Source organism: Methanoregula sp. (assembly GCA_026625165.1).
Classification (GTDB): domain Archaea; phylum Halobacteriota; class Methanomicrobia; order Methanomicrobiales; family Methanospirillaceae; genus MVRE01.
The window spans coordinates 1,515,635-1,527,912 of record CP112999.1; the positions used below are offsets into that span (position 1 = coordinate 1,515,635).

At 50.2% G+C, this 12,278-nt stretch carries 11 protein-coding genes; 7 read left to right on the top strand and 4 right to left on the bottom strand.

Features of this window, described 5'->3' with window-relative positions; genetic code table 11:
- Positions 1-179 precede the first annotated feature (179 nt).
- The gene (locus tag OS112_07905; protein WAC04386.1) at positions 180-914 is read left to right on the top strand and encodes a YkgJ family cysteine cluster protein; all 735 of its coding nucleotides are present in this window, start codon (positions 180-182) and stop codon (positions 912-914) included.
- Between the two features lie 323 nt (positions 915-1,237).
- On the opposite strand, the gene OS112_07910 is transcribed toward OS112_07905, so the two are convergent.
- A complete protein-coding gene (locus OS112_07910; GenBank protein WAC04387.1) occupies positions 1,238-3,031 on the bottom strand; it encodes a KUP/HAK/KT family potassium transporter in 1,794 nt (597 codons plus the stop codon).
- A 90-nt stretch (positions 3,032-3,121) separates the two neighbouring features.
- Entirely contained in the window at positions 3,122-4,318 is a 1,197-nt protein-coding gene (locus OS112_07915; protein WAC04388.1) for a TIGR00297 family protein, read from the bottom strand.
- Between the two features lie 141 nt (positions 4,319-4,459).
- On the opposite strand from OS112_07915, the gene OS112_07920 reads away from it, so the two are divergent.
- Complete coding sequence (locus OS112_07920; protein WAC04389.1) at positions 4,460-7,054, top strand: valine--tRNA ligase; 2,595 nt, start codon at positions 4,460-4,462, stop codon at positions 7,052-7,054.
- On the opposite strand, the gene tmk is transcribed toward OS112_07920, so the two are convergent.
- Positions 7,011-7,628: a dTMP kinase gene (gene tmk, locus OS112_07925; GenBank protein WAC04390.1), complete on the bottom strand. Its 618-nt coding sequence runs from the start codon at positions 7,626-7,628 to the stop codon at positions 7,011-7,013. The genes OS112_07920 and tmk overlap by 44 nt on opposite strands.
- On the bottom strand, positions 7,622-8,254 hold the full coding sequence (locus OS112_07930; GenBank protein ID WAC04391.1) for a HisA/HisF-related TIM barrel protein: 633 nt from the start codon (positions 8,252-8,254) through the stop codon (positions 7,622-7,624). The genes tmk and OS112_07930 overlap by 7 nt, the downstream gene beginning before the upstream one ends.
- 84 nt (positions 8,255-8,338) lie before the next feature.
- Between OS112_07930 and OS112_07935 the strand changes: the two genes are divergently transcribed.
- The 5 genes from OS112_07935 to OS112_07955 all read left to right on the top strand — a co-directional run bounded on the left by OS112_07935 (position 8,339) and on the right by OS112_07955 (position 12,264).
- Complete coding sequence (locus tag OS112_07935) at positions 8,339-9,025, top strand: (5-formylfuran-3-yl)methyl phosphate synthase (protein ID WAC04392.1); 687 nt, start codon at positions 8,339-8,341, stop codon at positions 9,023-9,025.
- A 3-nt stretch (positions 9,026-9,028) separates the two neighbouring features.
- Positions 9,029-10,498, top strand: coding sequence for an IMP dehydrogenase (guaB, locus tag OS112_07940; GenBank protein WAC04393.1), 1,470 nt, complete (start codon positions 9,029-9,031; stop codon positions 10,496-10,498).
- Positions 10,499-10,702: 204 nt separating this feature from the next.
- Positions 10,703-11,017 carry a type II toxin-antitoxin system PemK/MazF family toxin gene (locus tag OS112_07945; protein WAC04394.1) on the top strand — a complete coding sequence of 105 codons (315 nt, stop codon included), beginning with the start codon at positions 10,703-10,705 and terminating at the stop codon, positions 11,015-11,017.
- A 196-nt stretch (positions 11,018-11,213) separates the two neighbouring features.
- A complete protein-coding gene (locus OS112_07950; GenBank protein ID WAC04395.1) occupies positions 11,214-11,858 on the top strand; it encodes an ArsR family transcriptional regulator in 645 nt (214 codons plus the stop codon).
- Positions 11,848-12,264, top strand: a complete 417-nt coding sequence (locus OS112_07955; protein WAC04396.1) for a hypothetical protein — start codon at positions 11,848-11,850, stop codon at positions 12,262-12,264. Before OS112_07950 ends, OS112_07955 begins: the two co-directional genes overlap by 11 nt.
- Positions 12,265-12,278: the final 14 nt, after the last annotated feature.

Genomic DNA, 12,278 nt, shown 5'->3' on the forward strand with positions numbered 1-12,278 from the left:
TAATCCCAAACCTGTATCACATTTTTTATTGTATACACCCGGCAACAATACCAATCCGGTTTACTCAGGACCCTTCTGGCAAACCGGACGATTCGGGCACGGGGAACAGATGAGTACGGATTTTGCGATTACCATCATCGAACACGGGTGACGGGGATGATGTGTAACAGGGGAACCTGATGGGTACTTCTTCTGAAATCCCAATCCCCTATCGCATTATCGCACTGATGCAGGAGCGGAACCGGCTCTTTGAGTACCCACTGGATTACCTGGCAGGTCAAATTAAAGCGGCCGGGTTCCGGTGCGACCGCTGCGGGACGTGCTGCACCCGGGCCGTCAACAGCCACATCTTCCTGCTCGAAAACGATGTGATCTCTGTGAGAGAGATCGATCCTATTGCATTGGAACCCGCCCCAGATCCTGAGTTCTGCGATCAGAACGGTATGTTGTATGTCTCGGGATATGCACTCCGGATGAAAAATGATAAACCGGGTTCCTGCTGGTTTCTTGAGGATAACATGTGCCGGATTTACGACCGGAGGTTCTCATGCTGCCGCATCTATCCGCACCTGCTCCGCCGTAACGCTGATGCCAGAGGACAGGTGACGTGGCGACAGTTCGCGAGGCAAAAGGATCACGGGAGGTATCTTGAGGATATCCCCGAAGATGAGTGTGTTGTGCTTGCCCGTGAAATAAAAGAATATGAGAACGCGTTCCTCACCCAGCAGATATCCTTTCTCGAGACTATTCATGAATATTTTACTGTGCATAGACTTTGGCATGACGAGAAAATGTATCACAATCAGATGCGGCGATTCCTGAATGGTGAGCCGGTCAACGAGAGGGTATATCATGCCGGAGAGCTGGAAGAACACCGGATTACTAAATCAGGACCCCATCCGGATCCATATTAGCATGTAACGTCTCGTTTCCGGTAAAATACAGGATCCATGTTGAAATTTTATATGTAAGAGGAGGCCATTTTCAAAGAAAGGGATTGTATCCCTGCAGTCTGCCGATTATTGAATAAATCTGTACAGGAGAGAATCATTGAGGACGGGGATACCGCGGGATCAGGTGGTGCTTCAGACCCGCCAACCAGGGAATAGACAGCAGTGATATGCAATGAGAACAGCAGAATCACGATGACTTCTAAATTAAAAGGATGAGCGATATATCGCAAATGTTTTTACTGTGTTAATGATAAAAAAATATTATCTGTATTTCATGATGACCCTCACATTACGACCCTTGTTATCACCCCGTGTATCTTTTCTGCAGGCAGCTCATAGAAGTGGACAAACGCAGGCGTGACCTTCTTGAGGAGCCCGTACAGCTTCCAGAAGAACCTTTCACTAATGATGTTCTCCATACCGTAAAAGATTGTCTTCTCTTCGATCCCGTCCGACCGCAACAACCCGATGATATCAACGATCTCCATGTAGCCGGCGGTGATCGTGAATGCATGAAGGCCCGGCGCAAGGTCGCGGTCATAACTTGTATGGGTACCAAACGGTTGATCGGTGATCCTTACAGAAACAAGGATATTATTCTCATAGAGTATCTCGTTTTCAAACATCACCTGCGCGATATAAGGCGAGATATGGTGCTTGTCTGCGGTAAAGAAAAGTGCGGTCCCACGGATCTTGGGAAGATCTTCATATTTCTGCAGGTATGCCGGCAGGAATTCATTCAGGCTTTCAGGCTTCAGCATGCGATGGAGGTGGTCCTGTCCCCGGATAAACGTCACGATGATTATCAATGGAACTGCCGCAATCAAAAACGACCAGTACGCACCATGGGGAATCTTGAGTAATGCTGATAGTAAAAAGATCAGGTCAACAATGACCAGCACGGATGAGATTACAGCTTTTGTCACTTCCATCCGCAACGTAAAGATCATGGTCATCATAATCGCCGATATTGTCATTGTCCCGGCAACGGCAAGGCCATACGCGGATGCCAGGTTTTCCGAAGTTTTGAACTCCAGCATTACAACAAGGACGGCTGCAAGCAGCATCCAGTTCACGGCATCGATATAGATCTGGGTTCTCAGCTCCGGTGATGTAAAATCGATCTTCATCTTGGGAATAATACGGGTCATCATGCCCTGGTACATGATGGAAAACATACCGGATATCATCGCCTGCGAGGCGATTACGGTTGCACAGATGCTTAACAGGAGGAACGGGACGTACAGAAGAGCCGCCTGTCCCTGCACCATAGAAAAAAGAACGGTGTGCGCTTCCGGATTATTAAGAACATAGGCACCCTGCCCGAGGTAACTGAGGACGAGTGCCGGGAATATACAGTACCATCCCTTTACGATCGGTTCCCTCCCGAGATGCCCCATATCAGCATAGAGTGCTTCACCCCCGGTGACACAGAGGAGGACTGCTGAAAGGACAAAGAATGAGCCCAAGCCGTTTTCCATCAGGAAGCCGGCGGCATATGATGGACTGAGGGCAAGGAGCACCTGCGGTGCGGATGCTATCGAGATGATCCCTGTTATCGCAAGGGAGAGGAACCAGACCAGCATGATCGGCCCGAACGCCCATGCTACCCGTTCGGTTCCCTTTCTCTGGAAGACAAAGAGAGCCAATGCAATGCATATGCCGGTAAGAAGAATCCACCCGCCCCAGATCTGCTCACATCCTGGGATCAGCCGGATACCCTCTACCGCTGACAGGATGCTGATCGCCGGGGTGATCACACCGTCGCCAATGAAAAGGGCCACCCCGATGATTGTAAGAACCGAGACAAAAGAGATCGCATGCGGGTTTTTAAGCTGTGAAGTAAGGAGCCCCTTGAGCACGATTGTGCCCCCCTCACCCTTGCTCCCAAGATACATAGCGAGCCACGCGTACTGCACTGTGATCACGATGATCAGCGACCAGACAATAAGGGAAAGAAGACCGAGAATGTTCTCGATGGTTGGCAGGATGAAAAGAAGGATCGCCCCGATCGTGTAAATCGGGCTTGTCCCGATATCCCCGAAAACGACGCCGAGGGATTTGATGATTTTCTTCATATCATTTCCGGTACCGGGCATTGAGGTACATTTGGATAAAAAAATAATAACCTTTCTGATTTTGGGTTAGGGAGTAAGGATCGGGTTGTTCTATACGAGAAGATACAATCCCACGGCAACAATCCCGCCACCGATTGTTGCGAGCAGGTTTGTTCCTGCGTTGCCAACATAGCCCCGGTTCTCCAGTGTTGCTCCAACAAGGCTGTCAATGTTGGTGCCCACAAAGCCGGCGACTGTGCATACAGCGGCCATCCCGGGCGTGATCACGTTCAGGGACAGCGCGACAAGGCTGATGGCAAGGCCCCCGAGAAGGGAAACGAGCTCTCCGGTCAGCGTTATTCCCCCGTTGGTCCCGATCGGGACTTTCTTAAATGTCGTGATCATATACGGTGTCCCGCCGGTAACCCCGATCTCGCTGGCAAGGGTATCTGCTGTTGCCGTTGCAACACACCCGACATAAAGCACAATGAACTCGGGTCGGACAAAGACTCCATAAAGAACAGCTGCAGCTGAGGCGGCGATCCCGTTGGCAAAGACATTCCGGTACCCGCGTGCTCCCCCCTGCCCCTGCTCGATGCCCAGTTTCCTCTTGTAGCTGTACTTATACTTCGTCGCAAACGATCCAAAGATGAAAAACGCGAGCATGATTAAAAACCATCTTGCATCTGCAAAGACGATCAGGATGATTCCAACGAGTGCTGCAGAAAACAACCCTGAAAGGTCAGCGGTTTTGAACCTGAATGCAAAATAGCCAAACATGAACGCAACAATGACAGCAATGACCACCATCTGCAGATCCGCCTTGTAATTCAGCTCATCGATCAGGTACATGGTCATGGCGATCCCAACGCCTTCGATAACTAAGGAGTCCTCGTATTTGAGCAGGATCACCTTGAGAAGCACAGCTGATATAATCCCAAAAATGATGGTGAGAGGCACCATCCGGTTGAGATACACCATGACGAGGACGGCTGCCCATGAAGTGGAGATGATATAGTAAAGGTAGGTATTCAGGTCATCAGCACCTGTTCCGAAGACAATTTCTCCTATGACGAGAATCGCAAGCGTGCATGCAAAATAGAATAATGGGAGGAGCCCCAGACCATAGAGAGCGGCCAGAACAATAAAGGCGAAACTGATATATTTTGTTTCAAAGAACCGGAAAAGGACAAGAGAGTAAAAAATAACGATGAGTCCCATAAGCCATGCGGGTTGCAGGACCGGTGCGATCAGAATCGTAAAAAATGCAAGCACCGCGGCAAGCAGCAATCCGTGACGACGTTCCATTGCCGTACTATGGTCACTTATATGAAAAGAATTTGTTTATGCACACCCAGCTGTGAATTGGCGCAGGTCTGTAATGGTATTGTTACCTGATCTGGAGTATTTCGATCACTATATGTGATTTCACGACCAATCAACTTCGGAATGGCACCATCCGATCAACTTCCAAAAACCTATGAATTTGCCGAGGTGGAGGAGCGGTGGCGGAATACATGGCGGGACGAGGATTCCTATTTTGACCGGAAATCAGCAAAACCCCGGTTCGTCATCGATACGCCCCCACCATACCCTACGGGAAATTTCCATATCGGCAACGCGCTGAACTGGTGTTATATCGACTTTTTAGCAAGATACAAACGGATGAAAGGCTTCAATGTCATGTTCCCGCAGGGCTGGGACTGCCACGGGCTTCCGACCGAAGTCAAAGTCGAAGAGGTCAATAAGATCACAAAAAATGATGTTTCGCGCGAGCAGTTCAGGAAGATGTGCCGGGACTTAACGATCAATAACATCGAACAGATGCGCCGGACATTACGACGGATGGCATTCTCCGTTGACTGGAGCAACGAGTATATCACGATGCGTCCGGAATATTTTAAAAAGACGCAGCTCTCGTTTTTACGGATGCTCAAATCAGGGTATATTTACCAGAGTGAGCACCCTGTCAACTTCTGCACACGGTGCGAGACCGCAATTGCATTTGCTGAAGTGTCTTATGACGAACGCTCTACCCTGCTGAACTACTTTGATTTTGATGGTGTTGAGATTGCGACCACGCGCCCGGAACTACTTGCTGCCTGCGTCGCAGTCGCTGTCCACCCGGATGACGAGCGTTACCGCAACCTGGAGGGAAAAACCAAAAAAGTGCCAATCTTCGGTCATGCAGTACCTGTGATAAGGGATGAAGTCGTGGATCCTGCATTCGGGTCCGGGGCCGTGATGATCTGTACATTCGGTGATAAGCAGGACGTCCACTGGTGGAAACAGCATAACCTGCCCTTGCGCAAAGCAATCGACCGCAGGGGAACGATGACCTCTCTCGCACAGGGCTTTGAGGGCATGACTGTTGCAGAGTGCCGCAAGGCAATCCTTGCGGATATGAAAGAGAAGAAGATCTTAAGAAAACAGGAAGACCTCCCCCAGCGGGTCGGAGCGTGCTGGCGCTGCAAGACACCTATTGAGATCCTTTCAGAACGCCAGTGGTTTGTCAGGATAAAGCCCGATGAAATTCTGGCTGCAGCACACCAGATCCATTGGTATCCTGAACACATGCTGCGCAGGATGGAAAACTGGGTTGAAAAAATGGAGTGGGACTGGTGCATTTCCCGGCAGAGGATCTTCGCAACTCCCATTCCGGTCTGGTTCTGTAAAAAGTGCGGTGAAATGGAGATACCGGATGAAAAGGATCTCCCGGTAGACCCAACACTCACAAAACCCGAACACCCCTGCACAAAATGTGGCAGCAATGAGTTCCTCGCTGAAGAGGATGTTCTTGATACGTGGATGGACTCGTCGATCTCGGTGCTCAATGTCACCGGATGGGACGGCAGTCGTAAACCATCCATCTTTCCCGCCCAGATCCGCCCACAGGGACATGACATCATCAGGACGTGGGCGTTCTACACGATCCTGCGTGCTGTCGCACTCACCGGAGAACGCCCATGGGACCAGATCCTGATCAATGGCATGGTGCTCGGAGAGGACGGTTTTAAGATGAGCAAGAGCCGGGGCAACATAATCGTACCGGAGGAAATCCTTGGGAAGTATGGTGCTGACTCGCTCCGCCAGTGGGGGGCAATGGGCGCTGCCACGGGTTCAGACATCATGTTCAACTGGAACGATGTGGTTGCTGCATCCCGGTTCCAGACCAAGATGTGGAATATTGCAAGGTTCGTTTTAATCCAACTCGAAAAGGAGGGAGTTGATCAGGATGTAACGGTCACAGCACTCGCTGACCGTTGGCTCCTCACCAAGCTCTCGGATACGGTTGGAAAAGTGACCGGGGCAATGGAGCAGTACCAGTTCGATACTGCGCTCAAGGCAATCCGCGAATTTGCATGGGACATTCTTGCAGACAACTACATAGAACTTGTCAAGGGGCGCCTCTATGCCAAAAATGAATCACGGAAGAGCGCCTGCCTTGTCCTGCACACCGCATTTGATGCTCTTCTGCGGATGCTTGCCCCTTTTACCCCATACTTTGCCGAGGAGTGTTTTTCCTACCTTGACAAAGGCAGCGTGCACAAGGAGCCTTGGGTTGCCTTTACCTACGATGATGTGCAGGCCCGGACCGAAGGGGACACCCTGGTCAAAATCGTGGCCGAGGTGCGAAAGTTCAAGCATGATAACGGGCTTGCTCTCAATGCACCACTTGGAAAAGTGACGATCTATGCCCCGCACACCGTCAATGATGGTGGTGATACTGCCCGTACCCTGAACGCCGATGTCCACTGGCGTACCGATACCGCAAAACTTGACCGGGAGATCACGGATATCGAGTTTAACCGGTCTGTTGTCGGACCAATATTCCGTAAACAGGCCCAGACATTCATGAATGCCATCAGGGCATTGGATCCGGATCAACTTGAACCCCCGCCAGCAACAATTGAACTTGACGGTGCAGAAGTCAGGGTCCCGCCAGGCTCATTTACTACGAAATTTTCTTATATGGAAGAAGGGGCAAGGGTCGATGTGCTCAGCGTTGGCGGCGTGATTGTGACAATTGGAAAACCTGCCTGATTGTACCGGCAACAAACCGGGAGATCTCTTCTTTTTCTTTCGTCGCATCGATAATTACAAATCGCGACGGATCATTGCGGGCAAGATCAAGATAATTTTTCTGGACCTTTTCAAGGATCTCTATTCGTTCAAAGTGCTCCCGCCCGGTCTTTGACGCGAGCCGTTCAAACGCTCTGTCTACAGGTATGACAAGAAGGAATGTCCTGTCAGGTACGATCGTCCAGCCATTATGTAACGACTGGAGCCATGCCAGTGGTTCTGGAATGATATCCTCTAAGGTTACTGACTGGTAAGCGTAGCGGCTGTCGGTATACCTGTCCGAGATCACGACCCTGCCATCTCTAATTGCAGGACGGATAATCGTGGCAAGGTGTGCCGCGTGGTCGGCCACAAAGAGAAGGGCTTCGGTTACCGGGTCCGCCTGTTCGGCGATTGCCCTCCTCACCGAATCCCCCACCCATGTTGCGCTTGGTTCTCTGGTAAAGACGGGATTAATGTCAGCCAGCAGACCAGCAAGCGCTGCATGAAGGGTGCTCTTTCCAGTACCGTCGATGCCTTCGAGGGTGATCAGCACAGGCGCCCCTCCTGTACCCATTTTAACGGAATTTTTCCCTGGTGGACTGCGGTTGCAATGATTGCACCATCAAATCCCGCATCAGCGAGTCGTTGCAGGTCCTCCACGGTTGCCACTCCTCCCCCGTAAAGCAGTTTTCCAGCATATGCAGAACGCAGCGAACGGAGGGTATTTTCCATGTCAATTCCTTTCTGTGTTCCGACAGCCCCAAGATTCAGGATGATACACCCTTCAAATCCCATCCGGTCTGCTTCCACGAGGAGGTCAACCGGAGTCCGCCCAGACGGGATCACCTTTCCATGCTTGATATCAAGTGAGAGAAAACCGGATTTGTATCGCGACAGGTTATCGCCACAGGTCTCTGTGCCTATCACGTTTACGATATGGTCTCCCATAAGATAATCATCCGGCGTCCGCACACCACGGTCGACATAACAGCAGGATACCCTTCGTGCACACGCCTTGATCAAATCGTCATGGGATCCGGTCTTTTCAATACGGTCAAGATCAGCAATATAGAGGTACTTCGGCCGGAGTTCCTTAATGTACTGCAGGGGTTCTGAAGAGCCTGAAATTCCCCAGTCCAGCGGGAGGTACTCCGAGCGGTTGCCCGCTTTGCCGTGCATAACTGCACCATGCCTCAAATCCATCGCCAGAACCAGGTCCATTCCTAACGCAATCACTATTAGCAAAAACGATCATTAAAGTTTATGCAATTGTTGGTCAGCCCCAGCAGTATTGACGAAGCCCGCCATTCTGTTGCCGCTGATATTATCGATGTGAAAAAACCGTCTGAAGGGTCACTTGGTGCCAACTTTCCATGGGTGATTAAAGAGATCAAATCGTTTGCCAAAAAACCCGTGAGTGCAGCGATTGGTGACTTCACCTACAAACCCGGGGGGGCTTCACTCGCTGCATACGGTGCTGCATGCGCGGGCGCTGACTATATCAAGATCGGGCTTGCTTTCGATGGAGCAACGCGGGCGCATGACATGATCGCAGCGGTAGTAAAGGCAGTCAAGGACGAGTTTCCGGAAAAAAATGTTGTGATTGCCGCGTATTCAGATTTCAAACGGATGGGGACGATTTCTCCTTACGAGATGGCGCCGATCGCCGCCGAGCTTGGCGCGGATATTGCGATGGTAGACACCGGGATCAAGGATAATAAGAGCACATTCGAATTCATGACCGAGTCTGACCTCGCATCTTTCACGATAAAAAACACCGATCTCGGTCTGAGGACCGCACTCGCAGGATCGCTGCGTTTTGCTGATATTGCCATGTTGAAAAGGATCAATCCGGATATTATCGGAGTGCGGGGCATGGTCTGCGGTGGCGACCGGAACACCACGATCAGGGAAGACCTGATCGCAACTGCACTCACCATGATAAGGTGATTTATGTTTACTGAAAAACTCAAAGTGCCACTTTCACTCACGTTCGACGACGTTTTACTGGAACCGGCAGCCTCGGAACTCGAACCTGCGGAAGTAGATGTCAGGTCGCGGTTTTCCAAAAGGATAAATATGAACATTCCGCTTGTGTCCGCCGCAATGGATACGGTGACAGAATCCGGGATGGCAATTGCGCTCGCGCGTGAGGGCGGGATTGGCGTCATCCACCGGAACATGCCCCAGGAGTCTGAACTGCAGGAAATGATTGCTGTCAAGCAGGCAGAGGAACTGATCGAACGCAAGGTGCTCTTTGTAGAAAAGACGGCAACCGTTTCTGATGCCGAGCAATTGATGAACCAGTACAGCATCGGTGGAGTTCCCGTTCTGGACAGGGGAACCATCATCGGAATTGTTAGCCGGCGTGATGTCCGGGCAATAAGCTCAAAACGGGGCAATGAAAAGATCATCGCAATCATGACGAAAAAGCCGATTACGGCATCTGAGGATATCACTTCGGACAAAGCGCTTGAAGTCATGTACACCAACAAAGTGGAGCGTCTGCCTGTCGTGGACAAGAAAGGAAAACTTGTGGGGATCATCACCATGCAGGACATCCTCGAGAAGCGGCAATATCCCCGTGCAACCCGTGATGCGAAAGGTAACCTGCGTGTTGCTGCGGCGGTCGGGCCGTTTGATTTCGGCCGCGCGATGCTTCTCGATGAGAAGGGTGTTGATGCACTTGTTGTGGACTGTGCTCACGGGCACAACCTGAAAGTAGTGAAGGGGGTAAAGGAGATCAAGGCGAGCGTAAAAGCAGATGTGATAGCAGGCAACATCGCAACCGTTGCTGCCGCAGAGGCATTGCTTGACACCAATGTTGACGGGCTCAAAGTCGGCATAGGGCCGGGTTCTATCTGCACCACACGAATTGTTGCCGGTGTCGGTGTTCCGCAGATCACCGCAGTCGCACAGGTTGCCGAGGTGGCTCGTGGAGCTGACATCCCCATCATCGCCGATGGGGGGGTGCGCTTCTCAGGAGATGTGGCAAAGGCGATTGCAGCGGGGGCAGATAGTGTGATGATGGGTAGTATGTTTGCAGGTACCGATGAAGCTCCCGGTAAAGTAATCACAATTAAGGGAAGGAGATACAAGCAATACCGCGGTATGGGCTCGCTGGGTGTGATGAGTGGCGGGCAGTCAAGCGACCGTTACTTCCAGAAAAAGGATATTGGAACGACCAAGTTCGTGCCCGAAGGCGTCGAGGGCGTGACCCCGTATGTCGGTCATGTCGGCGAAGTCATATACCAGCTTGTAGGCGGACTGAAATCTGCGATGGGGTATACAGGTTCCCGGACGATTCCGGATATGCACCAGAAAGCGAGGTTTGTCCGGATTACAAATGCCGGTATGATAGAAAGCCATCCGCATAATATCCTTATCACTGATGAGGCACCGAATTACCGGTTGTTTGAATAAAAACCTTTTTAGATCTGTAAATATCCACAGTATTGATTACGTAACAGAGATCTGTTTTTGTTTACTGTACAAAGGATATATTATACATTTACAATCTGGTTGATATCTTATCAGCGGTTTTTATTTCATCTTGTTCATGAAGAACCTGTAATCAAAGACCGAAGCCCTCAAGATATTTTACACAAAAACAATGCAGAAAACAACATGTCCCGATACGTTCCGGGTGACATCGTCCTTGTCCCATTTCCCCACGAAAGGGAACAAAACACAAAAGTCCGTCCTGCACTCGTCATCGCAACCAGACCAGATGGCGATCTATGCTGCTTTCCCATCCGCAGCACCCCACGGGCAGGTACGGTGTGTATCCCGATCACCATCGATGATTTTGCGCTGGGAGGCCTCGACCTCTTTTCCGAAAGTTACGTTCAGACTGATACTGTACGGAGGGTGAGGATCGGTACGGTAATCGGGATGAAAGGGAGAGTGACGGGGGAATTTTTAAAAATGTTTAAGAAATGAATGTGATTATCTATCTATACAGGCACTCGAACCAAATAAATGTTCAATCGGGAAAACTGAAATTTTTTTTCTCCTTTTTTATAAGTCAGCCGAAGATTCTACATATCTTCACATGTAAAAATCTAAAAAGAAAATGATTCTATAACCGGACAAACCTACTAGCCTAAATACTGATAACACTAACATAACGTAAACAATGCACGATGCTGTTGAGGTTGCACGGCTGCTTGATATTCTTGGAAACCGGAACCGGCGGAGGATCATCGAACTGCTCCGTCAGAAACCCTGTTTTGTCACTGAAATCTCCGAAACGCTTACACTTTCGCCCAAAGCGGTCATCGAGCACCTCCAGATGATGGAAAGGGAAGATATCCTTTCCTGCCAGACCGACGACCGCCGGCGCAAGTACTACTATCTTGCCAACGATATTTCCATTGAGGTAAGCTTCAAAAACCTCATACAGGAATCAGGATCCCAACAGACTTCAAATAAGGCAGCAGAGGAGGTGGTATATAACGAGCGTTTGAGGAATTCGGTCACGATGCTTGCACGCATGATCCGGTCACATGACCAGCTTCTCGATAATCTCGAACAGATCAACCATGACATAGAAACCAAGCTGACCGACCTTGCAGAGAACCATAGTGATATATTCAGGAATGAACGAGAGATGAGTGTAATCATCGCCCTCTCGCATGACAGCCTGACCATGGATGAACTCATCACGGTTACGAGAATTGACAGCGAAGAACTCACGTCACTCATGCGCCGTCTCGAGCGACGCGGAATTGTCAAAAGAGAGAAAGCGCAGTATATGCTTCGAGGTATCCATGCAGAATAACCCAAACAACCCATATGATGACATCTTCCAGAACATCTCAAAAATTGTGGAAGAAATAATAAAGAATATGCCCGAGCACCAGCATGCACGGATCGTAGGCTATACAATAATAACCCGAGGTTCAAACGAACCCCCGGCAGTATTCAGGGCAGGGGAAAATGAAAAAAGCGATGGGATCCCGTACGAGGTTGTTGAATGTGATGATATGATCTATATCACTGCAGAGATGCCAGCAGACCCAAAAAATGCCCCGTTCGCAGATATACGGGTGACATCCGTGCGGATCTGCGTCGATGAGAGAGAGACGACGATCGTACTTGACCACCCTGTCGATGTAATACACAGCTGGTACCGCCTCCATCGCAGTGTGATGGATATCACGCTCCGGAAAGCCCGAAGGCAATAACCCATTTTCTGTTC